Below are 23101 nucleotides of genomic sequence, written 5' to 3'. Positions count from 1 at the left end.
GCCCAGCACGTCGCTCGGGATGCCGTCTCGTCCACCCTCGGCTTCAGGGTGACGGCCTCGAACGGGTCGGTCGACGCCGTGCCCAGGACCTGGCCGTCCAGGGCGGCGCAGGCAGGCGCTGAGCCAGCCGTTCGACACGTTCCCGTCGTTCTCCCGGTGGGTCGACGGTCTCGACCGTACGGCGGGTCAGCGGCCCCTCGATGTCGCACTGCGGCCAGCGCCCGCCGAAGTGGCCGACCCGTTGCACATCCACGAGGGCACCCCGGTCGTGCAACTGGTGCGGCTGCGCCTGATCGACGACCGGCCGACCATGGCCGAGCGGTCCACGTTCGTCGAGTCGGCCGGGCGGCTGCTGTTCGACTTCGACTGCGACTCCGGCTCGATCTACGCATACCTGGCGGATCAGGGCGTGGACATCGCCGTCGCCCACCACCTGATCGACGCGGTCGCCGCCGACCAGACCGACAGCGAGTTGCTCGGCGTCCCGCTCGGTGCTCCCCTGCTCCGTGAACGGCGGCTCGCCCGAGGGTCCGGGGGCGAGGAGATCGAGTACTCCGACGACCGGTACCGCCCGGACATGATCAGTTTCACCACCGAGAACTCCCACCAGGCCGCCCAGCCCGCGCTGGTGCGCAGCCGGCGCCCGGCCACCGAGCGAGAGAAGTCGGCTTCGTGATCGAACTCGTCGTCCTGGACACCGCGGGCACCACCGTCGAGGAGTACTCGGCGGTCTATGTCGCGCTGGAGGAAGCCGTACGGGCGGCGGGCGGTTCGCCGACCAAGGCCGACATCCAGCGGTGGATGGGGGGCGACAAGCGCGAGGCGATCGCGGGCATGGCCTCCGATCAGTCCACTGTGGATGGCGCGTTGGCGGACTTCGGCTCCCGGCTGGCCGCCGCCTACGCCGCCCGGCCGCCGCACCTGCTGCCCGGTGTCGGCGGGGCACTCGCGAAACTGCGGGCGGACGGGATCAAGATCGCGCTCACGACCGGGTTCGACCGAGGGATCACCGATTCGCTGCCGGCCGTCGTCGGGGTGGACGACTCAGTCGTGGACGCGGTCGTCTGTGTGGACGACGTGGCGGCAGGACGACCCGCGCCGTACATGGTGTTCCGCGCGATGGAGCTGACCGGCGCCCGGGATGTCCGCCGGGTGCTCACGGCCGGGGACACCGTGCGCGACCTGGAAGCGGGAACCAACGCCGGGGCCGCGATGGTCGTGGGCGTGTTGAGCGGCGGCCTCGACGCCACCTCTCTGGGCGCGGTCCGGCACACACATCTCCTGCCCAGCGTCGCCGACCTGCCTGCCCTGCTCGGCTGAACGCGCCCCGGGGTCACCGCACGGGCAGGTTGACCACCACGTCACTGAGGGCCATCGCGCCCGGCAGACGGCTGCCGTGCCCGAACGACATGTCCGAGAACGGCGACACCGTCAGGTAGAGGTGTTTGCCCGCGGGCACGTCCACCGCGATCGACGGCAGTTCCACGCCGGTCCGGGTCTTGCCGAGGACGATCCCGGGTTCGCGCAGCGGGAGCATGTTGTTCTGCACGATCCGCGCGTCGAGCGGCGAGGTGCCGACGGACAGGGCGAGCATCAGCCTGCTGTCGAGCGAGAGCGAGGTGACCTTCGCGTCGAGCGTCGGCGTCCCCGCGATGGTGATCGGGCCGGAGGCGATCGGGTAGTGCAGCGGGACCCCGAGGCCGACCGTGTTCACGACCGAGCCCAGCCCCACGGACTTGGTGGCGGCGGTGTCGGTCAGGGTGAGGCAGCGGCCGCCCAGGGTGGCGAGGTGGTAGAGCCCGCGCCCGACCAAGCCGGTCGACTTGCCCTGCAGCTCCTCCTGGAAGAAGCGCAGTGACAGCGCCCGGAAGTTGCTGTTGTTCAGCTTCTTCGAGCACGGGTCGTCGGTGGGCAGCCCGCCCGCGGCGGTGGCGGCGAGGAACGCGGCGGCGTCGGGCGCGCCCATGGGCAGCACGCTGGGCAGCGTGTGCCCACCGTTGTAGCCGACCATGATGCTGCGGGCCCGCGCGCCCGGGGTCAGTGCCCGCTGGAAGTTCTTCAGCCCCTGGTCGAGTGGGAACAAATTGTCGGTCTCGCCCTGTCCGAACAGGACCGGGATGTTCAGCTTGCGCCCCTGCGAGACGTGCCAGGCGGGACCGTTCTTCGCGATGAACGCCGCCAGGCTCGGCGGCCAGTTGCCGGTCGCCGACGCCTCGACGAGGCCGACGGTCGCGGCTTGGGAATTCGCGGCGGACGGCGTCCCGGCCGCGTAGAGCAGCAGTGCCCACAGGGTCCGCGGAACGCCTTGCGGCGCAAGGCTTTCGCCCAGGTCGTGCCAGGTGATCTCGGGGGCGAGCGCGTCGAACCGAGTGGCGCCGCGATCGCGGAGTTCGCCGAACGCGCCGACGAACTGGTAGCCGCCGCCGTAGGAGCCGCCGATCGCGCCGATCACCGGGTCTCCCGGCCGCTGGATCTTGACCCAGTCGAGCCCGGCGACGACGTCGACGAGCCGCTGCACGTCTTGGCCTTCGAAGTCCGGGTTCTCCAACTGGGCGACTCCGCCGCTCTCCCCGAACCCGCGCTGGTCGAAGCTGAGCACACCGAAGCCCGCGCCCAGGAAATCGGCGAAACCCTCCGGCGCGGTGGTGCGGCTGCCGCCCCATCCATGGCTGTGGAAAACCACCGGCACCCGGTTCGCGCTGGAGGCGCTCTCGGGTCGGAAGATCGTGTAGCAGATCTGGACCGGCACCGTCGTCCCGGGATCAGGCACACCGGTGACGCAGCCGTTCGAGACCGTGGACGCCGCCTGTGAGATGGGCGCGGCGACGACCGTCGCCACCGCGGCGGCCACCACGATCGCCGCCACGCGCAGCCGACCGAATCCCGTGGACTTCGTTCCCATACCGGCTCCGATCGCGGTGCGGACGACGTGTAGCCCGCTTAACGAGCCATTCGCCCAAGCGTCACGGGGACATGACTATTTTTCGCCGTTCAGTTCTTGACTGCCCGCAGGTACGCGGCCGGGGTGGTGCCTTTCCACCGCTTGAAGGCGTAGATGAAGCTCGACGCCTCCGCGTACCCGAGGCGTAGCGCGACGTCGTGCACCGACAGGGCGCCGGTCGCGAGCATCTCCTCCGCCAGCGTCTCGCGGACCTCGTCGAGCAGCGCGCGGTAGCTCGTGCCCGCGTCGTCGAGTTTGCGGCGCAGGGTGCGCGGGCTCAGCGCGAGCGCGTGTGCGACCTCGTCCATGGTCGCCGCGCCGCCCACCTTGATCAGGCGGTCGCGGACCTCGCGCGCGATGCCGGTGCGCGCCCGGTTGCGGGCGACCAGGTCACGGCACTGCGCCTCGCACAGCGCCACGGTGTGCTCGTCGCCCTGCGGCAGGGGCTGGTCGAGGTTGAGCTCGAGGGCGGCGAGGTTCGCGGGCGCGTCGAACGTCGGGTGCACGCCGAACGCATCGTCGGGCCAGCCCGGCGGCTCGGGGAAGCGCAGCTCCAGCCAGCGCAGCCGGATCGGCTCCGGGAGCAGGTCGGACATCACCTTGTACATGGCCGACATGTCGCGTTGGACCAGGAAGGCGCGCACGTCGGCGGGGACGCGGTCGTCGCGCAGCTCCCAGCGGATCTCCTCGCGGTCGACGTGCACGACCGGGATGCAGAAGGCGAAGCTGAGGTCCCAGTAGCGCAGCGCGAACGCGATCATGTCCCGGACCGTGGGGCTGCTGACGCAGGCGAAGCCGAAAATCCCGAACGTGGTGACCCGGTAGCGGAGCCCGACCTCCACGCCGAGCGCCGGGCGTCGCCCGAGCAGGCGGACCAGGTTGCGAACGACGGCGAGTTCCTGGTGGGCCTCGAGCTGCACGTCCGGCCTGGCCAGCGCCGATTCGGTGAGCGCGCTGCCGCGCAGCACGTCGGCCGCCGCGACCCCGTGTTCCTCGGCGAACCGGATCATCAGCAGCACGCTGCCCGCCGCGCGCGGGAAGGTCCATTCGGCGACTACTGGCCGCCCGAGCTCCACCATGGCCGAAAGTATGGATCACCGGCGGCTCGAATGGCCGAAATTCTCGATTTCCCGGCCGCGGTTCTCTTAGCCGGGGGCACCGACCGGCCTTAGCGTGAGACCATGACGCAGACGCCACAGGTCGTGATCATCGGCACCGGGTTCGGCGGGATCGGCATGGCGATCGAGCTCAAGCGGGCGGGCATCGACTCGTTCACCATCCTGGAGAAGGGCACGGAGGTCGGCGGCGTCTGGCGGGAGAACACCTATCCCGGCGCGGCCTGCGACATCCCCTCGCCCTACTACTCGTTCTCCTACGAGCCGAACCCCGCCTGGCCCTCGCGCTTCTCCCGCCAGCCCGACATCCAGGACTACCTCAAGCGAGTCGTGGACAAGTACGGCTTGGGCCCGCACCTGCGCTTCGGCGTCGAGGTCACCGCCGTGACCTTCGACCAGGGCCGCTGGCAGATCGACACGGCGGCGGGCGAGCAAATCACCGCCGATGTCCTCGTCCCCGCGACCGGCCAGCTCTCCCGCCCCGCCATGCCGAATATCCCAGGCCTCGAGTCCTTCGCCGGACCGGCGTTCCACTCGGCGACCTGGGACCACTCGGTGGACCTCACGGACAAGCGCGTCGCCGTGATCGGCACCGGCGCCAGCGCGGTGCAGTTCGTCCCGGAGATCCAGCCCAAGGTGGATCGGCTGACGGTGTTCCAGCGGTCGGCGCCGTGGATCCTGCCGCGCCCCCAGGTCGAGTACCGGCCGTGGCGGCACACCATGTTCCGCGCGTTCCCGGTCACCCAGAAGGCGGAGCGGTTCGCGTTCTGGCTGTTCTGCGAGGTGCTGTCGCTGGCGCTGGTGGACGCCAAGCCCATGGGGCGGGCGTTCGCCGCGCTGTCCCGGTTCCAGCTCCGCAGGCAGGTGCCGGACCCGGTGCTGCGCGCCAAGCTGGCCCCGGACCACGAACCCGGCTGCAAGCGCGGCCTGTTCTCCGGCGACTACCTGCCCGCGCTGGCCCAGCCGAACGTGTCGGTCGAGACTGCGGCGATCACCGAGATCGTCCCCGAAGGGGTCCGCACGGCGGACGGGGTCGTCCACGAGGTGGACGTGATCGTCTACGGCACCGGCTTCAAGGCGACGGAGTTCCTCGCGCCGATGGCCGTACACGGCGTCGACGGCCAGAAGCTGACCGACACCTGGAGCGAGGGCGCGCACGCCTACCTCGGCATGGCGGTGCCGGGGTTCCCCAACCTGTTCATGATGTACGGGCCGAACACGAACCTCGGGGTCGGCTCGATCGTCTACATGCTGGAGTCGCAGGCGCGCTACATCCGCCAAGCGGTGCTCCGGCTGGACGGGCGGTCCTCTTTGGAGGTTCGCGCGGAGGTCGCCGACGGGTATGACCGCAGGATCCAGGCCCGGCTGGCCCGTTCGGTGTGGACGACCTGTTCGAGCTGGTACCGCACCGCCGCCGGGCGGATCACCAACAACTGGCCGGGCACGGTGAGCGCGTACCGGCTGGCCACGCGCACACTGAACCCGGACGACTACCACCACACGGCATGGGAATCGGCATGAGCCGAGGAAAGCAGGCGGAGATGCCCTCCTTCGACTATGACGTGGTCGTGATCGGGTCCGGCTTCGGCGGAAGCGTGAGCGCGCTGCGGCTGACCGAGAAGGGATACCGGGTCGCGGTGCTGGAGTCCGGCAGGCGGTGGGAGCCGCAGGACTTCCCCAAGTCCAACTGGCACCTGCGTGACTCCATCTGGGCGCCGAAGCTGGGGATGACCGGGCCGCAGCGGGTCAGTGTCGTCGGCAAGTGCGCCATCTTCAGCGCCGCCGGTGTGGGCGGCGGCTCGTTGATCTACGGCAACACGCTCTACGAGCCGCTGGAGAACTTCTACACCGACCGGTCTTGGTCGCACATCACCGACTGGAAGAGCGAACTCGCGCCCTACTACGACCAGGCCAAGCGGATGCTGGGCGTGGCGACGAACCCGCGGATGACCCCGGCCGACGACGTGCTGCGGCAGGTCGCGGTGGAGATGAACGTCCTGGACACGTTCCACCCGACGCAGGTCGGCGTGTTCTTCGGCGAGGAGGGCAAGCGGGTCGCCGACCCGTACTTCGGCGGCGCGGGCCCGGAGCGCACCGGCTGCACCCACTGCGCGCGGTGCTTCACCGGCTGCCCGGTCGGGGCGAAGAACACCACCACGACGAACTACCTCTACCTCGCCGAGCAGGGCGGCGCCGACGTCCACCCGATGACCACGGTGACCGAGGTCAAGCCGATCGACGGCGGCTACGAGATCACCGCCGTCCGCTCGGGCAGGCTGCTCCGCAAGCAGCGCCGGACGTTCACCGCCGAGCAGGTGGTGTTCTCGGCCGCGGCGCTGGGCACGCAGAAACTGCTGCACGCCATGAAGGACAGCGGCACGCTGCCCCGGATCTCCGACCGCCTCGGTGAGCTGACCCGGACCAACTCCGAGGCGATCCTCACCGCCAGCAGCCGCACCCGAGACGACTTCGCGCAGGGCATCGCCATCACGTCGTCGATCCACCCGCGGCCGGACACCCACATCGAGGTCTGCCACTACGGCAAGGGCCAGAACGCTATGTTCGCGCTGGCCGCCCCCATGGTCGACGGCGGCCGGATGCGCTGGCTGCGGTTCGTGCTGATGGTGCTCGCCCACCCACTGCGTTTCCTGCGGTCGCTGAACTTCCGCGGCGCGGCCGAGCGGTCGGTGATCCTGCTGGTGATGCAGTCGCTGGACAACTCGCTGACCTCGTTCCGCAAACGCGGCCTGTTCGGCAAACACCTGTCGACGCGGCAGGGTGGCGGCGACCCGAACCCGACCTGGATCCCGATCGGCCACGAGGCGAACAAGCATTACGCCGACAAGATCGACGGCGACACCCTCGGGACGTACATGGACGTGGTCAACATCCCGTCGACCGCGCACTACATCGGCGGCTGCGTCATCGGCGACTCCCCTTCGACCGGGGTCATCGACCCGTACCAGCGGGTCTACGGACACCCTGGACTGCATGTCGCGGACGGGTCGGCAGTGTCGGCGAACCTCGGGGTGAACCCGTCGCTGACGATCACCGCGCAGGCGGAGCGGGCGATGTCGTTCTGGCCCAACAAGGGCGAGCCGGACCCGCGGCCGGAACTCGGGTCCGCGTACCAGCGGGTCGCGCCCGTCCCACCGGTCCGGCCCACCGTCCCGACCTCGGCGCCCGGCGCCCTACGGCTGGTTTAGGAGTCCATTGTGGAGAGTTACCCGCCGGAGCCGTGGCAGATGGTCGGCCAGGCCTACCTGTCGGCCTGGAAGCTGCCTGTCTCCGCGCTGCCGGAGCTGCCCGCCGGTGTCCGACCGATCGTGGTGGGCGGCAACGGTTTCGTGGTGACCGCCTGGGTGGACTACCAGGAGGGTGGGGTGCTGAGCTACCGCGAGATAATGGCGACTGTCCCCGTCCGGGATGGCCTGGCGGCGTCGATCACCCACATCTGGGTGGACAGCCCGGTGTCCGTCGCGGGTGGTCGGGCGCTGTGGAACATCCCGAAGGACCTGGCCGAGTTCGACATGACCCATGGTTCACGATTCACCGCGAGCGCCCGGACGGCCGAAGGACCCATCGCGGAGGCCGAATACCGCGTCCTGGGACGGTTTCCGTTTCGGCTGCCCGCGAGCTTCTCGGTCATCCAGGCGGGCCCGAAGAAGAGCCCGGTGCGTGCCAGCGGCCGACTCGCGCCCGCGCGGGCAGCCTGGAAGATCGACCCGAACGGACCACTGGGCTACCTCGACGGCAGGCGCCCGTTCGCCAGCTTCGCCCTACTGGACTTCCGCATGCGTTTCGGTCGCGCCTGAGCCTGGACCGCGGCCCGACGACCGCCCCGAGTCGGCCGGACCCGCCGCCCGGTTCGCCGAGGTGATCAGGCGTCACGGATGAGCACCGCGAGATAGCTGGTCGCGAACCTTCGGATGTCTTCGTCAGAGTCGAACGGGATGCAGGTCTGCGGGGTCAGGGTGAAGGAGATGGCGAGCCGGACGAAGATCTCCGCGACCCCCGCCGGATCGCGGTTCTCCACCGGGAGCAACTTTCCCGCGACCTGTTCGCCCTGCCACACCAGGAAGTCCCGCGACGCCGCGACGACCGCGTACCCGTGGGTGGTGAGGTACGGCAGCAGGGCCTCGGGGTCGGTCGCGAGCAGCCGGTTCATCAGCGGCTCGGTGCGGGCGTGGCGGACGCCGACGACGAAACCCTCGACCAACCGTTCGGCCACCGTCGGCAGCGTGGAGACGGCCTCGGCGATCACGGTGTAGAACCGATGGCTCTCGCGTACCAGCACGGCCTGGATCAGCGCGTCCTTCGTCTCGAACCGGCGGTACACCGTTGCCCGGGACACGCCCGCGCGCTTGGCCACGACCTCGACGTTGGTGCGGCGCAGCCCGAAGTCGAGCATCTCGGCGAGGGCGGCGTCGAGGATCGTCTCGCCCACCGCGTCGGTGTCGGTCGCGGCGGTGACGAGGTCGAGGAGGCTGGCGGAGTCCGGCGATCTCACACCGTGAGCCTACTGGCGACCTCCGGGCCCGACCCGGTCCGCAGATACCCCTGCCGTGCCCGCGCGGTGTGGCGCAGCCGTGATGGCACGGCCGACCAACCAGAGCTGACAACCCGACGGACACGGTCGAACCTGCGCTGGTCGGCGTCGGTCCAGGACTCGCCGATGCGCTCGCGGACCGACGCGGGCAGCGTGCCCACCGACAGCCACCACAGCAGATTGCCGCTGGGCTTGCGCAGCAGCCGGTAGATCGGCGCGGGCACCAGCGGGAACTCCTTCGGCGGGTTCTTGCTGAAGTCGATGAGCGCCTGGGCCGCCGGGGTGATCTCCAGCCGCTCCCGGCACATCCTGTCGAAGTACGCCTGGAACGAGGGCCAGTTCGGCGGCATGACCCGGTCGCTGACGCCGTAGGCCCGGTATATCTCGCAGCCCTCGGCGTAGAGCCGGTCCTTGTCCGCCTCGCTCAGCGGCTTGCCGAACATGTCGATCGACTGGAACAGCGCGTCGAAGATCGTCGCGTGCGCCCAGAAGTACACCTCGGGATCGAGGGCGTGATAGCGCCTGCCCTGCTGATCAATGCCCTTGATCTCCGTGTGGTAATCCCGGATCTTGCGCGCGGTGGCCCCACCCTCGGGCCAGTCGAACGTGGTGCCCTGGATCTGCGGCACCGACCTCAGCACGCGCTGCCAGGGCTCGTTGAAGAAGTCCGAGTGCTGCTCGACCCCGGCCCCGAGTCCCGGGTGCATCAGCTGCAGCAAACCAGCCCTGACCAAGAGCAAGTAGCCGCGCCGGTCACCCCCGTAGCGCCAGTGCAGCGAGCCAGGTCCCGGCATTTCGGTCGCATCCATGTGACGATGGTACAAATTCGTCGCTTTGTTTCACAAGACCCGCGTGCTGAGGCTGGCAACGACCTGGCCACGTCGCGGCGCGTGCGACGGTGGCGTCGTCCCCCGGCTGAGTCACCGCGGGAGTACAACCAGCGGTCACGCTGTACCCGACCAGTTTTACGGATGCGTACCGAGCCGTTGACATTCGGCCGTGAGAGCGCTTTCATCAGACTCGGCAAGATTTGTTGTGCACCGCAACATGGGTTTCCCTGCCCGTGACTTGGAGGTCACCGCCCATGCCCGTCTTCTCCCTCTCCCCACCCCGCCGCGGCCGCTTCGCGATCGGCGCCGCCGTCGCCGCCTTGGCCGTCGTCATCCCTCTCACCGTCTCCGCCCAGGCCGCCGTCCCCCCGACCCCTGCCGGGTGGACACTGCAGTGGAGCGACGACTTCAACGGCGCCGCCGGACAACTGCCGTCCTCGGCGAACTGGATCTTCGATCTCGGCCACGGCTACCCCGGCGGCCCAGGCAACTGGGGCACCGGCGAGATTGCCGCCCACACCAACAACCCCAACAACGTCAGCCTCGACGGCGCCGGGAACCTGCGCATCACGCCTCGGCGCGACGCCGCCGGGAACTGGACGTCGGCGCGCCTGGAAACTCACCGAGGCGACTTCAAGGCCCCCGCGGGCGGCATCCTGCGCATCGAGGGCCGGGTGCAGATGCCCAACGTGACCGGGCAGGCCGCCCTCGGCTACTGGCCCGCGTTCTGGGCGCTGGGCTCGCCTTACCGCGGGAACTACTGGAACTGGCCGGGCATCGGCGAGTTCGACATCATGGAGAACGTCAACGGGATCAACTCCGTGTGGGGCGTGCTCCACTGTGGAGTCAACCCGGGTGGCCCGTGCAACGAGACGAACGGCCTCGGCGCGAGCCGGGTGTGCCCGGGCGCCTCGTGCCAGTCGGCGTTCCACACCTACCGGTTCGAGTGGGACCAGAGCGTCTCGCCGAACCAACTGCGCTGGTATGTCGACGGGCAGCAGTTCCACTCGGTGAGCCAGAACCAGATGCCCGCCGACGCGTGGCAGAACATGACCGCGCACGCGGGTTACTTCATCCTGCTCAACGTCGCCATCGGCGGCGCGTTCCCGGACGGGGTCGCGGGGCATGCGACCCCGACCGGGGCGACGGTCCCCGGGCACCCGATGGTCGTCGACTACGTCGCCGTGTGGACCAGCGGCGGCGCGCCGCCCACCACGACCACCACTCCCCCGACGACCACCACGACACCGCCGCCCGGCGGGGGCAGCGCCTACGGCACGATCCAGGCGGAGGCGTTCCAGCAGCAGTCCGGCATGAGCGTCTACACCGCCCAGGACACCGGCGGCGGCGGACACCTCGGCGCGATCGGCAACGGGGACTGGGCGCTGTACCGGGGCATCGACTTCGGCTCCGGCTCACCTGCGACGCAGTTCGTGGCGCGCGCCGCCTCGGGTGCGGCGGGCGGGGTGAGCGGGCTGGTCGAAGTCCGGCTCGACAGTCGCACCAACCCGCCCATCGGCAGCTTCGCCATCGGCAACACCGGCGGCTGGCAGAGCTGGCGGACGATCCCGGCCAACATCAGCGGCGTCACCGGGGTCCACGACGTGTACGTGACGTTCGCCAGCGGCCAGCCCGCTGACTTCGTCAACCTGAACTGGTTCACCTTCGGGAAGTGAGCCATGGCCACCCGACTGCTCAAACTGACCGTCGGCCTGGCGATCGCCGCATGCCTGACCACGGCGGTGATCGGCAACGCCGAGACCATCGACCACAGTGGACACGGTGGCGCGCCGAGTGAGGATCAGGCGGCCGCGATGGTGGCGCAGCAGGCGGCTCCGCTGCGGGGTTCGGAGTTTCGGGCCGAGTGCCGCAGCAGTCACCGGCGCGGGGACGACCCGATCGTCTTCCCCGGCCGGGCCGGTGTCTCCCATATCCACGAGTTCTTCGGGAACACCACGACCGACGCCCATTCGACGCTGCAATCGCTGCGGCTGGGCGGAACCAACTGCGACCCGGTGTCGGACAAGTCCGCCTACTGGGTGCCGACCCTCTACCAGAACGGGACACCGGTCGCGCCGGAGCGCGTGACGATCTACTACCAGGGCATCACCGACCACACGCGCGCGGTCGCCCATCCGCAGGGGCTGCGCTACGTGATCGGCAACGCGCTGGCCACCAGCCCGGACCAGAACCCGGCCGCACGCTGGTCGTGTGTCGGGTATCCGGAGTCCAGTCGGGATTTCCGTTCCTGCCCTGCCGGGTCGAAGTTGGAGAACTACCTCGACTTCCCGACCTGCTGGGACGGGTCCCGGCTGGACTCACCCAACCACCGTGACCATATGGCGTTCGCGGTCGCGGGAGTCTGCCCGAGCAGCCACCCCGTGGTGCTGCCCAGGCTGGAGTTCCTGATCACCTATCCGGTCAGCGGCGGCGGTCTTTCCCTTGCGGGGACGCGGAACGGCGTCAACGTCACCACCGCGCCGGGCTACACCTTCCACGGCGATTTCCTCAACGCCTGGGATCCCGGCGAGTTGCAGCGCCGGGTCGACAACTGCATCAAGGCCGGCTACGTGTGCGGCACCGACGGAATCCCCATCCAGCAGTAACAGGAGACACCATGCACAACGCACGGCGGCCGAGCATGGCCGTTGTCGCGACGCTCGCCGTGGGCGCCCTGGCGCTCACGGCGTGCGGCGACAGTGGCCAGACCGCGCAGTCCGGTCCCGTCACCCTCACGGTCAACGTCTTCGGTGACAACTTCTCCTTACCGAACGACAGGTCCATCTACGACGAGTACGAGCGGACCCATCCCGGCGTCAAGATCGTGGAGAACCGCAGCGACTTCGGCACCCACCACAAGAACATCCAAGCCCGCCTCACCGCGGGCAGCGGCGCCGCCGACATCGAACTCATCGAGGTCGGGCAGGTAGCCGGTTACATCGGCCAGCCGGACAAGTTCGTCAACTTCCGCGACGAGGGCGTCGACACCGCGCAGTGGACGGACGCGGTCGTCGCGCGGGCGTCCACACCGGACGGGAAGGCGCTGATCGGGCTGCCGACCGACATCGGCGGTCTCGCGATGTGCTACCGCACGGATCTGTTCGCCGCCGCGGGTCTGCCGACCGACCGGGCCGCCGTGTCCGCACTGTGGCCTACCTGGGAGGACTACGTCGCCACCGGGTCCCGCTTCGGTTCGAAGGCGCCGCAGGGTGTGAAGTGGTTCGACGCGGGTGGGCACGTGTTCATGGGAGTCCTGGGCAACGAGAAGGAAACCTTCTACGACGCCGAGGGCAAGCTCATCGCCGAGACCAACCCGGCCGTGCGCAAGGCGTGGGACCTGGCGGTGAAGGCGATCCAGGCGGGCCAGTCGGCGGCGCTGCCGGAGTTCTCACCGGAGTGGAACACCGGGTTCCAGCGTGGCCAGTTCGCCACGATCACCTGCCCAGCCTGGATGATGGGTTACATCCAGGGCAACGCCGCGGAGACCAGCGGCAAGTGGGACATCGCGAAGATCCCCGGCGGCTCCGGCAACTGGGGCGGCTCCTACGTCACGGTTCCCAGCCAGGGCAAGAACACCAAGGCCGCCGTCGAGCTGGCCAGGTGGCTGACCGCCCCCGAGCAGGGCGTCAAGCTGTTCAAGGCGATCGGCAACTTCCCGAGCCAGCAGAGCACGTGGAAGGACAAGGAGGTCGCCGGGTTCACCTCGCCGTTCTTCAACAACGCGCCCGCCGGAACCATCTTCCCGGAGTCCCTGGCGAAGGCACCTGCCCAGGTGCAGGGTCCGGAGAGCGGCGTCATCGGCAACATCTTCGCCGCTGCCCTGAACAGCGTCGAACAGGGCACCGACCCGAACGAGGCCTGGCGCAAGACACTGGGCGACATCAAGGCCGCCGCGGGATGACGGCCGGGCTCCAGCGGAGTCGGGACCGCCAACCGTGGCGGTCCCGACTCCACCGGCTTGACCTGACGGTCTCGCCGTACCTGTACATCTCGCCGTTCTTCCTGCTGTTCGCCGTGTTCGGGCTGTTTCCCCTGGCGTACACGGCGATCATCTCGACGACGGCGTGGAGCCCGCGCAGACCGGGCAGCGCGGACGTGTCGGTGGGTTTGGAGAACTACCGCACCCTTTTGTCGGACGAGAACTTCCACAACGCGCTGATCAACACTCTCGGCATCGGCCTGGTGTCGACGGTCCCGCAACTGCTGCTGGCGCTCGGCATCGCGCACCTGCTGAACTACCGCCTGCGCGGACGACTGGCTCTGCGCATGGGGGTGCTGGTCCCGTACGTGACGTCGGTGGCGGCCGTGGCGCTCATCTTCAACCAGATGTTCGCCCGCGACTTCGGGCTGCTGAACTGGCTGCTTCAGCCCTTTGTGGACAGTCCGATCGACTGGCGGGCGGACAGTTGGTCGTCGTGGCTCGCGGTGTCGGTGATGGTCATGTGGCACTGGACGGGCTACAACGCCCTGATCTACCTGGCGGCGATGCAGACGATCCCGTACGACCTGTACGAGTCGGCGTCGATCGACGGGGCGAGCAGGTGGCAGCAGTTCTGGCACATCACCGTGCCCAGCCTGCGGCCGACGATCATCTTCACCGTCATAGTCTCCACCATCGGAGCCCTGCAACTGTTCGCGGAACCGTTCCTGTTCGACACCACCCGCAACAACAACGGCGGCTCGGAACGGCAGTTCCAGACGATCGTTTTGTACCTGTACCAACAGTTCTGGACCAACGGCCGGTACGGCTATGGAGCGGCGATCGCATGGACGCTGTTCCTGATCACCGTGATCATCGCCGCCGTGAACTTCGTGTTGACCCGCCGTATCCGGTCAAGCGAATAGGACACCTCATGAGCGACGAACCCACGACCCGGCCCGCTCCCGACGGCACCACACGAGCCTGGGAACGCCATCTCCACTGCGTCCCACACCCCTCGAAACGCACCCCGCCTGACGAATCCCCGAAGGGCACCCCTATGCCCACGACAAACCCGAGACCGGCACCCACACAACCGCCGCCCTCCCAAGAGCGGACGCCCTGATGCCCACCACACCCACAACCGCAAAACCCGCCGCCGCGCAGCCCCCGCCCTTCCCTGGGGGGACAGCCCTTGGCCAGTCTATCGGGAGGGGGCGACGGAAACGTGGGAAAGACGGCAGCCTGTGGATAACCTACGGGCTGTTGATAACCATCGTGCTGGTGTCGGCTTTTCCGCTGTACTGGTCGGTGGTGGTGTCCTCACGCGACAAGTCGTCGGTGGGGCGGTATCCGCCGCCGTTGGTGCCCGGCGGCAACCTGTGGGACAACCTGTCCACCGCGTTCATCCAGGGCAAGTTCGGCCTGGCGCTGATCAACTCGACTGTGGTCGCCGGGTCCATCACGCTGTCGGTCGTCCTCACCTCCACCCTCGCCGGGTTCGCGTTCGCCAAGCTGCGCTTCCGCGGCCGCAACGCGCTCTTCACGATGGTGGTGGCGACGATGCTGGTGCCGACCCAGCTGGCGATCATCCCGCTCTACATCATGGTCACCCAGTGGTTCGGCTGGTCCAACGACCTGCGCGGGGTGATCGTCCCCGCCCTGGTGAGCGCGTTCGGCGTGTTCTTCATGCGCCAGTACCTCACCTCCGCCATGCCGGACGAGCTGATCGAGGCAGGCCGAGTCGACGGCGCTTCCACCCTGCGCATCTATTGGAGCCTGGTGCTGCCGATCGCCCGGCCGGGGGCGGCGGTGCTCGGCCTGCTCATCTTCATCACCTACTGGAACGACCTGTTCTGGCCGCTCATCCTGCTCAACACGCAGAACCCCACCGTCCAGGTCGCCATCGCCAACACGGCGAGCGGCATCGAGGTGGACTACTCGCTGGTGCTGGCCGGGACGGTGATCGCGACGTTCCCGATTCTCATCGTGTTTCTCGTCCTCGGCAGACAGATAATTGGAGGAATCATGCAGGGCGCGGTGAAGGGATGAAGTTCCCGGAAGGCTTCATGTGGGGTGCGGCGACGGCGTCGTACCAGATCGAGGGCGCGGTCGACGAGGGCGGACGCGGCCGGTCCATCTGGGACACCTTCGCGCACACCCCGGGGAAGGTGGCGGGCGGCGACACCGGTGACATCGCGGCCGATCACTACCACCGGTACCGCTCCGACGTCGCCCTGATGCGCGACCTGGGGCTCGACGCCTACCGGTTCTCCGTGGCGTGGCCCCGGGTGCAGCCGACCGGGCGCGGGCCCGCCAACACCGCCGGGCTGGACTTCTACGACCGGCTCGTCGACGAATTGGTCAGCCACGACATCACCCCGATGCTCACGCTGTACCACTGGGACCTGCCCCAGGACCTGGAAGACGCGGGCGGCTGGGCCGAGCGCGACACGGCCGCCCGGTTCGCCGAGTACGCAGGGCTCGTGGCGCGCAGGCTCGGCGACCGGGTGCCGCTGTGGACCACGCTCAACGAACCGTGGTGCTCGGCGTTCCTCGGCTACTCCTCCGGTGAGCACGCGCCCGGCCGCACCGATCCCGGTGTCTCCCTCGGCGCCGCGCACCACCTGCTGCTCGCCCACGGGCTGGGCACCCAGGCGCTCCGGGCGGCCCTGCCCGCCACGGCCCGGACGTCCATCGTGCTCAACCTGGCGGCAGTGACGCCCGCGTCCCCCGCCGACGGTGACGCGGCGCGGCGCATCGATGGGCTGGCCAACCGGATCTTCCTGGACCCGCTCTTCGGTCGCGGCTACCCCGAGGACGTGCGTGGCGACACCGCGCGGCTCACCGACTGGGCCTTCGTCCACGAAGGTGACGAGGCGGTGATCGCCACCCCGATGGACCTGTTGGGCGTCAACTACTACAGCCCGACTGTCGTGGAACTGGGAGAAGAGGGGGCCGACGGTCCGTGGCCCGGGTGCGGAGATGTCAGGCCTGTCGTCAGCGGCCCGCTCACCGCCATGGGCTGGCCCATCGACGCGGGCGGTCTCGCCACGATCCTCACCCGCCTGCGCGACGAGTACCCGGCGATACCGATCATGATCACCGAGAACGGCGCAGCCTTCGACGACGAGGTGCACGACACCGACCGCGTCGACTACCTACGCGACCACCTCACCGCGGTGCACGCGGCGCTGCGGGCGGGCGTGGATGTGCGGGGATACTTCGTGTGGTCGTTGCTCGACAACTTCGAGTGGGCCTATGGGTACGCGAAGCGGTTCGGCATCGTCCACGTCGACTACGCCACGCAGCGCCGGGTCTGGAGGGACAGCGCATACTGGTATCGGGAAGTGATCAAAAACCACGGGACCAACGGGACGGTATGAGCGCGGACGGGACGGCCACACGACGGCAGCCAACCCTCGACACGGTCGCCGCCGAAGCGGGCGTCTCGCGCGCGACCGTGTCGCGGGTGATCAACGGCTCGCCCAAGGTGTCGCCCGAGGTCAAGGCCACCGTCGACGCCGCCATCGTCCGCCTCGGCTACGTCCCCAACCGCGCCGCCCGCAGCCTGGCGACCCGCCGAACCGACTCGATCGCCCTGGTCATGCGCGAACCGGACGCCAAGGTGCTGGCCGACCCGTACCTCGGCAACATGATCATCGCGACCAGTCAGACCCTGATGGGAACCGGCGTCCAACTGGTCCTGATGAACGCCCAGAACGACGCCGAACACGCCCGCCTCGCCGATTACGTACGCGGCGGCCACGTCGACGGCGTGCTCCTGGTGTCCATGCACGGGGACGACCCGCTGCCGGAACTGCTGCTCAGCGCGGGAATCCCGACCGTGGTCGGCGGCCGCCCCCAGCACCAGTTGCCGGGCCTCACCTATGTCGACGTCGACAACCTCGGCGGTGCCGTGCTGGCCACCGAACGCCTGATCGCGGCAGGCCGAACCCGCATCGCGACCGTCACCGGCCCCCCGGACATGACCGCGGGCGTCGACCGTCTGACCGGCTTCCAGGACACCCTCCGCACGGCGGGCCTCAAACCCCACCACATCGCACGCGGCGCTTTCACCCGAGAATCCGGCGAACAGGCCATGACAGAAATCCTCAGCCGTCGCTCGGACACCGACGCCGTCTTCGTCGCCAGCGACCTGATGGCCATGGGAGCCCTACGAGCGCTACGCGCCGCCGGGCGGCGGGTGCCTGAGGATGTCGCCGTCGTCGGCTACGACGACATCGAGATGGCCCAACACACCGAACCGCCACTGACGACCATCCACCAGCCGGTGGTCGACCAGGCTCGGATCATGGCCGAACTACTCCTCACCCAAATCGGCGGCGGCCCACCAAGCTCCCCAGTAGTCCTGCCGACTCGGTTGGTGGAGCGGGAATCCGCCTGAGACCGGGCCGAACGAGCGCCGCGACCCGCTCGCCGCAGCGTGAGCCCGAGAAGCGGACCGACGATTCCGATCTACTCAGGACCGAACGCGGTCATGCTCTGATAGGTGAAGCCCAACCGTTCGTAGAGGCGGATCGCGGTTGCGTTGTCCGCGTAGACCATCAGCCCGCAAGACCCGTGTTCAGCCAGCAGCGTGTCCCGCACGAAGGCGCAGACAGCGTTGGAGGCGCCCTTGCCGCGGTGGTCCTCGTGGGTGGCGACGCCGGCGATGAACCCCATGTTGGGCGCGGGCCAGGCGTCGCCCGCCATCGAGACGAGGGTGTCGCCGTCGAACATCCCCGCCCAGCGACGGGTTCCGGTTTCGCGCGGGACCAGCCAGCCGTGCGGGTTCGCCGTGCGCACCAGGTGGTCGGCTTGGTCGAGGTCGTCCTCGACGAGCCAGCGGACACCGTCGGGGCGCGGGCCTGGATCACCCGTGGTCGTCATCCAGCCGAACCTGGCGTACGCCGCCCAACCGGGTTCCAGCTGACACATCTGGTCGGCCAGTTCGGTGCGGGCGATCGGGGCCCCAGGGGTCGGCAGGCGCACGGACGTCACCAGCTTGAGCGCCTGCTCGGCCGGGCCGGTCAGGATCACGCGGTCACGCCGATAGAGACCGGGCGCGTGGACAAGCACCGCGCCGTCGTGCTCCCATGCCTGGCCGCGCTCATTGGGGTATCCATCCGCCAAGGCCTGGGCGCCCCAATTGAGCACGGGATCGGTCGTCGCGGCGGCCACGTCCGCCGGGGTCTTCAGCTCATGCACGCCGCCGATTCCATCGCATCGCGCGGCCCCCGGACAACCGATTAGCCGACGGCGACGGGCCTGCCCGCGACAGCCGCGTTCACCGACGCCGCCGACAGGACATCGTCGAGGACCATGACCGCGCAGCCGGTCCGGGTGCCGCCGTCGGTCAGGGTGCCCGGTTCGATCCGCAGGTCACGGGTCGCCGTGGCGGCCGCGGACTGGTAGATCAGCTCGCGCATCCCCGCGACCAGCGGCTCGTACGCGCGCGCGAGGTCACCGCCGACGATGACCATCGCCGGGTTGAGCAGGTTCACCGCGGCCGCGACCACCCCGCCGATGTGCCGCCCGGCCGCCCGAACCAGCCGCAGCGCCTCCGGGTCGTCGGCGCGGGCCAGTTCGGCCACGTCGAGCGCGGTGCCGACCTGTCGGCCGCGCGCGGCCAGTTCGCGGACCAGCGCCCAGCCGCCCGCGACCGCCTCCAGACAGTCGACGCCGCCGCACCGGCACACCGCGCCGCCGCCGTCCGCGACCTTGGTGTGCCCGATCTCCCCCGCGGCCCCCATGGCGCCGCGACGCAGACCGCCACCGGAGATGATCCCGGCGCCGATGCCGGTGGACACCTTGATCACCAGCAGGTCGTCGATGTCGGGGTGGGCGCGGTGCTCGGCGAGCGCGAGGGCGTTGACGTCGTTGTCGACCCGCACCGGGACGCCGTACCGCTCGGCGAAGAACGCGGGGATGTCGACATCGACCCAGGCCGACGGGCTGACGCTGCGGGTGGTGCCCGCCTCGACCGTGCCGGGCACGCTGACACCGATGCCGCGCAGCGGCCTGCGGCCCGCCAGCAGCCGGTCGAAGGAGTCCGCCACCGCGGTCAGCACGACGGCCGGGTCGTCGGCCCACTCGACCGTCGCCGTCGAGAGGGCGCGGCCGGACAGGTCGCACACGGCCAGTTGGCTGCGACTCGCGCCGAGCGCCGCGGCCAGGACGACCCCACCGTCGGCGTTGAACACCAGCCGCGTAGGCGGACGGCCGCCGGTCGACCCGCCCGCCGCGGTCTCCACCACCAGGCCGCGGTCGATCAGCTGGTCGACCCGCAGGGTGACGGCGGTGCGCGACAGGCCGGTGAGTCTGCCCAGGTCGGCGCGGGTTTCGGCGAGGCCGCCCCGGATGAGTCCGAACACCTCGCCCGCGGATGCGCCTGGGGCCATGACCGCACCTGCCGCCATCACACCACTTCCCGTCTATCGGAGGTCCACTGAACACTAAAGTACCTTTAATACCTAAGGTTGCTTGTATCGATACAGAAGTCTGGCTAACCTGGACCACGTGAGCACCCACCCCACCGTCGCCGCCGTGACCGCCCGCATCGCCGAGCGCAGCGCCGTGGGCCGCGCCGCCTACCTCGACCGGATCCGCACCGCCTCGGCCCAGGGCCCGGCCCGAGGATCACTCGGCTGCGCGAACCTCGCCCACGGCGTCGCCGCCTGCGGCCCCGCCGAGAAGCTGACATTGCGCGCCGCGGTGAAGCCGAACATCGCGATCGTGTCCGCCTACAACGACATGCTCTCCGCCCACCAGCCGTTCGAAGCCTTCCCCGCCATCCTCAAGCGGGCCATCGCCGAAGCAGGCGGCGTCGCCCAGTTCGCCGGGGGCGTGCCCGCGATGTGCGACGGCATCACCCAGGGCCGCGCGGGCATGGAGCTGTCGCTGTTCAGCCGCGACGTGATCGCCATGTCCACCGCGCTCGCCCTCTCCCACGACATGTTCGACGGCGCGCTGCTGCTCGGCGTGTGCGACAAGATCGTGCCGGGTCTCGTCATCGGCGCGCTGGCCTTCGGGCACCTGCCGACGATCCTGGTTCCGGCGGGCCCGATGACCTCCGGCCTGTCCAACGCGGAGAAGAGCAGGGTCCGGCAGCTGCACGCCGAGGGCAAGGTCGGCCGCGAGGAGCTGCTGGCCGCCGAGTCGGCGTCGTATCACGGTCCCGGCACCTGCACGTTCTATGGCACCGCGAACTCCAACCAGCTTTTGATGGAGGCGATGGGCCTGCACCTGCCCGCCGCGGCCTTCGTCAACCCGGGCACGCCACTGCGCACCGCGCTCACCGAGGAAGCGGGCCGCCGCGTCCTCGACCTGACCAGCCTTGGCGAGAACTACACGCCGATCGGCGAGGTGATCGACGAGCGCGCGATCGTCAATGGTGTGGTCGCGCTGCTGGCCACCGGCGGCTCCACCAACCACACCATGCACCTGGTCGCGATCGCCGCCGCCGCGGGGATCACCCTGCGCTGGGACGACTTCGCCGAGCTGTCGGCCGTCGTGCCGTCGCTGACCCGGATCTACCCCAACGGCACCGCCGACGTGAACCACTTCCATGCCGCGGGCGGCACCACGTACCTGATCAGCGAACTCCTCGACGCGGGCCTCATGCACGAGGATGCCCGGACCGTCGCGGGCGAACTGTCCGCATACCGGTCCGAACCCGTGCTGCGCGACGGCGGGGTCGTCTGGCTGGGCGGGGTCTCGGACAGCCTCGACAAGACCGTCCTGCGCGGCGTGGCCGACCCGTTCGCCCCCGACGGCGGTCTTCGGATGCTGTCGGGCAGGCTCGGCCGGGCGGTCATGAAGGTGTCGGCGGTCAAGGCCGAGCACCGGGTGGTCACCGCCCCCGCGCGGGTGTTCGACGACCAGCAGGACTTCCTCGACGCGTTCCAGGCAGGCGAGTTGTTCCACGATCTGGTCGCCGTCGTGCGATACCAGGGCCCCAAGGCGAACGGGATGCCCGAGTTGCACAAGCTGACGCCCGCGCTCGGCGTCCTGCAGGACCGCGGGCACGCGGTCGCACTCGTCACCGACGGCCGGATGTCGGGCGCCTCCGGCAAGATCCCCGCCGCCATCCACGTCACCCCCGAAGCCGCCGACGGCGGGCCGCTGTCGCGACTGTGTGACGGCGACCTGGTCACCGTCGACGCGGAGACCGGGACCCTCGACGTCCTCGCCGACCTGGACGCGCGGACCCCAGAGCCCCGCGAACCCAACTCCCCCACCGGAACCGGCCGCGAACTGTTCGCCGCCTTCCGCGCCGCCATCGGCCCCGCCGACCAGGGTGCCACCGTCTTCGGAATGGAGACCGCGTCATGAGTTCGGTCCTCGATCTCTCCCCCGTCATCCCGGTCGTCGTCATCCGCGACGCCGACGACGCCGTCCCGCTCGCCCGAGCGCTGCTGGCGGGTGGGGTGCCGGTCATCGAGGTCACCCTGCGGTCCAAGGCCGCACTGGCCGCCATCGAACTGATCGCGACCGAAGTCCCCGAGCTGGTGGTCGGCGTCGGCACCCTCACCACTCCCGACCAGGTCGAAGCAGCCACGAAGGCGGGCGCGAAGTTCCTGATCAGCCCTGGCGGCACCCCCCGACTGCTCGACGCGATGGCCGAGACCGGGCTGCCGTATCTGCCGGGGGTGGCCACGGTGTCGGAGATGATGGCGATGCTCGACCGCGGGATCACCGAGATGAAGTTCTTCCCCGCATCCGCCGCGGGCGGCCCGGAGTACCTGCGCGCGGTGGCGGGCCCGCTGCCACAGGTGCGGCTGTGCCCGACCGGCGGCATCACCGAGGCAAGCGCCCCCGACTACTTGGCACTGTCAAACGTGGGCTGCGTCGGCGGCTCCTGGATCGCCCCCACCAACGCAATCGTCGACGGCGACTGGGCAGCCATCGAGGCAGCGGCGAAGGCAGCGGCGGCGCTCTGACCGGTGAGTGCCAGACCGTGAAGACTCCGGTCGCGGCACCATCCATCTCGGTGGGGGCGATCATGAGGTATCTCTGACCGCCCCCACCGCCCAACCTGTGGCCGCCTCCGAGAAGGTGGGCGATCGGCGATCCCACGCCCCGGATCGGTGCGGTCCCGCCAGAACCGGCGACCGCAAGCTCAAACGCGCCGTCTTCCGCCCTCATCTGCCTCGCCCGACGCCGCTGCGACGTCCTGTTCGCCATGCTCTCCGAGACCGGGCCCTCGACCAGCTACTTACATCCCGGGCGGCTTGGTGACAAACAGATTCCACACAAGCACGTGCCGTTGACCACCGTCTCAGGAATCGAGCACGGCGGCGACGGCTTCGATCTCCACAAGCTGATCGTCGTAGCCGAGCACTGTGACGCCCATCAAAGTGCTGGGGACGTCGTGCTCACCGAACGAGTCCCGGACTACCTCCCAGGCGGTCACCAGATCCTCCCGGCGGGCTGACGCGACGAGAACCCTCGTGCTGATGACGTCATGGAGTGATGCCCCGGCCTCGGTCAGAGCGATCCGCATGTTCTCCACGGCTTTCGCCGCCTGGCCCGCGTAGTCCCCAACCGCGGCCGTGGATCCGTCGGCGTTCAACGGACACGAACCGGCAAGGAAGATCAGTCGTGATCGGGCAGGTGCCGTGGCCGCGTAGGCGTACTCGGCCACGTCGGACAGGGAGGAGGAGCGGATCAACGTGATGCCACGGGCCATTGTCGTTCCCTTCGCGAATCAGGCATGAGACGCCGCCATCTTCACAAAGATCC

21 protein-coding genes are annotated in these 23101 nt (G+C 69.5%); 14 read left to right on the top strand and 7 right to left on the bottom strand.

From position 1 onward, the window contains the following. Window positions 1-118 precede the first annotated feature (118 nt). Together GPZ80_RS00330 and GPZ80_RS00325 are read left to right on the top strand one after the other, a co-directional pair. Window positions 119-676: a GntR family transcriptional regulator gene (locus GPZ80_RS00330; protein WP_187218279.1), complete on the top strand. Its 558-nt coding sequence runs from the start codon at window positions 119-121 to the stop codon at window positions 674-676. Further along, window positions 673-1320 (top strand): phosphonatase-like hydrolase, encoded by a 648-nt coding sequence (locus tag GPZ80_RS00325; protein WP_187217695.1) that lies wholly within the window; start codon window positions 673-675, stop codon window positions 1318-1320. Before GPZ80_RS00330 ends, GPZ80_RS00325 begins: the two co-directional genes overlap by 4 nt. 13 nt (window positions 1321-1333) lie before the next feature. On the opposite strand, the gene GPZ80_RS00320 is transcribed toward GPZ80_RS00325, so the two are convergent. Together GPZ80_RS00320 and GPZ80_RS00315 are read right to left on the bottom strand one after the other, a co-directional pair. Next, complete coding sequence (locus GPZ80_RS00320; RefSeq protein WP_187217694.1) at window positions 1334-2902, bottom strand: alpha/beta hydrolase family protein; 1569 nt, start codon at window positions 2900-2902, stop codon at window positions 1334-1336. A gap of 89 nt (window positions 2903-2991) precedes the next feature. Further along, a complete protein-coding gene (locus GPZ80_RS00315; RefSeq protein ID WP_187217693.1) occupies window positions 2992-4020 on the bottom strand; it encodes an AraC family transcriptional regulator in 1029 nt (342 codons plus the stop codon). Window positions 4021-4122: 102 nt separating this feature from the next. On the opposite strand from GPZ80_RS00315, the gene GPZ80_RS00310 reads away from it, so the two are divergent. The 3 genes from GPZ80_RS00310 to GPZ80_RS00300 are packed head-to-tail and all read left to right on the top strand — an operon-like array spanning window position 4123 to window position 7871. Beyond that, window positions 4123-5577 (top strand): flavin-containing monooxygenase, encoded by a 1455-nt coding sequence (locus GPZ80_RS00310; RefSeq protein WP_187217692.1) that lies wholly within the window; start codon window positions 4123-4125, stop codon window positions 5575-5577. After that, on the top strand, window positions 5574-7262 hold the full coding sequence (locus GPZ80_RS00305; protein ID WP_281401127.1) for a GMC oxidoreductase: 1689 nt from the start codon (window positions 5574-5576) through the stop codon (window positions 7260-7262). The genes GPZ80_RS00310 and GPZ80_RS00305 overlap by 4 nt, the downstream gene beginning before the upstream one ends. A gap of 9 nt (window positions 7263-7271) precedes the next feature. After that, entirely contained in the window at window positions 7272-7871 is a 600-nt protein-coding gene (locus tag GPZ80_RS00300; protein ID WP_312880035.1) for an acetoacetate decarboxylase family protein, read from the top strand. Window positions 7872-7936: 65 nt separating this feature from the next. On the opposite strand, the gene GPZ80_RS33565 is transcribed toward GPZ80_RS00300, so the two are convergent. Beyond that, window positions 7937-8566 (bottom strand): TetR/AcrR family transcriptional regulator, encoded by a 630-nt coding sequence (locus GPZ80_RS33565; RefSeq protein WP_222718728.1) that lies wholly within the window; start codon window positions 8564-8566, stop codon window positions 7937-7939. Continuing rightward, complete coding sequence (locus GPZ80_RS00290; protein ID WP_187217691.1) at window positions 8563-9414, bottom strand: oxygenase MpaB family protein; 852 nt, start codon at window positions 9412-9414, stop codon at window positions 8563-8565. Before GPZ80_RS00290 ends, GPZ80_RS33565 begins: the two co-directional genes overlap by 4 nt. Window positions 9415-9689: 275 nt before the next feature. Between GPZ80_RS00290 and GPZ80_RS00285 the strand changes: the two genes are divergently transcribed. The 7 genes from GPZ80_RS00285 (at window position 9690) to GPZ80_RS00255 (ending at window position 17762) form a co-directional block, all read left to right on the top strand. Then, on the top strand, window positions 9690-11111 hold the full coding sequence (locus GPZ80_RS00285; protein ID WP_187217690.1) for a carbohydrate-binding protein: 1422 nt from the start codon (window positions 9690-9692) through the stop codon (window positions 11109-11111). Window positions 11112-11114: 3 nt separating this feature from the next. Continuing rightward, window positions 11115-12041 (top strand): DUF1996 domain-containing protein, encoded by a 927-nt coding sequence (locus GPZ80_RS00280; RefSeq protein WP_187217689.1) that lies wholly within the window; start codon window positions 11115-11117, stop codon window positions 12039-12041. Between the two features lie 11 nt (window positions 12042-12052). Continuing rightward, a complete protein-coding gene (locus GPZ80_RS00275) occupies window positions 12053-13336 on the top strand; it encodes an ABC transporter substrate-binding protein (RefSeq protein WP_187217688.1) in 1284 nt (427 codons plus the stop codon). Beyond that, window positions 13333-14280, top strand: a complete 948-nt coding sequence (locus GPZ80_RS00270) for a carbohydrate ABC transporter permease (protein WP_187217687.1) — start codon at window positions 13333-13335, stop codon at window positions 14278-14280. Before GPZ80_RS00275 ends, GPZ80_RS00270 begins: the two co-directional genes overlap by 4 nt. A gap of 199 nt (window positions 14281-14479) precedes the next feature. Continuing rightward, the gene (locus tag GPZ80_RS00265) at window positions 14480-15406 is read left to right on the top strand and encodes a carbohydrate ABC transporter permease (protein WP_187217686.1); all 927 of its coding nucleotides are present in this window, start codon (window positions 14480-14482) and stop codon (window positions 15404-15406) included. Further along, window positions 15403-16740 (top strand): GH1 family beta-glucosidase, encoded by a 1338-nt coding sequence (locus tag GPZ80_RS00260; RefSeq protein WP_187217685.1) that lies wholly within the window; start codon window positions 15403-15405, stop codon window positions 16738-16740. The genes GPZ80_RS00265 and GPZ80_RS00260 overlap by 4 nt, the downstream gene beginning before the upstream one ends. Further along, on the top strand, window positions 16737-17762 hold the full coding sequence (locus tag GPZ80_RS00255; protein ID WP_187217684.1) for a LacI family DNA-binding transcriptional regulator: 1026 nt from the start codon (window positions 16737-16739) through the stop codon (window positions 17760-17762). The genes GPZ80_RS00260 and GPZ80_RS00255 overlap by 4 nt, the downstream gene beginning before the upstream one ends. A gap of 71 nt (window positions 17763-17833) precedes the next feature. Here the strand turns inward: GPZ80_RS00255 and GPZ80_RS00250 are convergent, their stop codons facing one another. Beyond that, on the bottom strand, window positions 17834-18565 hold the full coding sequence (locus GPZ80_RS00250; protein WP_187217683.1) for a GNAT family N-acetyltransferase: 732 nt from the start codon (window positions 18563-18565) through the stop codon (window positions 17834-17836). Window positions 18566-18606: 41 nt separating this feature from the next. Then, on the bottom strand, window positions 18607-19758 hold the full coding sequence (locus GPZ80_RS00245) for an ROK family protein (protein ID WP_246476621.1): 1152 nt from the start codon (window positions 19756-19758) through the stop codon (window positions 18607-18609). A 118-nt stretch (window positions 19759-19876) separates the two neighbouring features. On the opposite strand from GPZ80_RS00245, the gene edd reads away from it, so the two are divergent. Then, the gene (gene edd, locus GPZ80_RS00240) at window positions 19877-21691 is read left to right on the top strand and encodes a phosphogluconate dehydratase (RefSeq protein WP_312880032.1); all 1815 of its coding nucleotides are present in this window, start codon (window positions 19877-19879) and stop codon (window positions 21689-21691) included. Beyond that, window positions 21688-22299 carry a bifunctional 4-hydroxy-2-oxoglutarate aldolase/2-dehydro-3-deoxy-phosphogluconate aldolase gene (gene eda / locus GPZ80_RS00235; RefSeq protein ID WP_187217681.1) on the top strand — a complete coding sequence of 204 codons (612 nt, stop codon included), beginning with the start codon at window positions 21688-21690 and terminating at the stop codon, window positions 22297-22299. The genes edd and eda overlap by 4 nt, the downstream gene beginning before the upstream one ends. A 338-nt stretch (window positions 22300-22637) precedes the next feature. Here eda and GPZ80_RS00230 read toward each other — a convergent pair whose 3' ends face one another. Further along, window positions 22638-23048, bottom strand: coding sequence for a RidA family protein (locus tag GPZ80_RS00230; RefSeq protein WP_187217680.1), 411 nt, complete (start codon window positions 23046-23048; stop codon window positions 22638-22640). Window positions 23049-23101 lie beyond the last annotated feature (53 nt).

The organism is Actinokineospora xionganensis (assembly GCF_014323725.1).
GTDB classification, from domain to species: Bacteria; Actinomycetota; Actinomycetes; order Mycobacteriales; family Pseudonocardiaceae; genus Actinokineospora; species Actinokineospora xionganensis.
The sequence above is the reverse complement of the archived record's forward strand: the minus strand, read 5'-3'. Positions and strand labels throughout refer to the sequence as shown.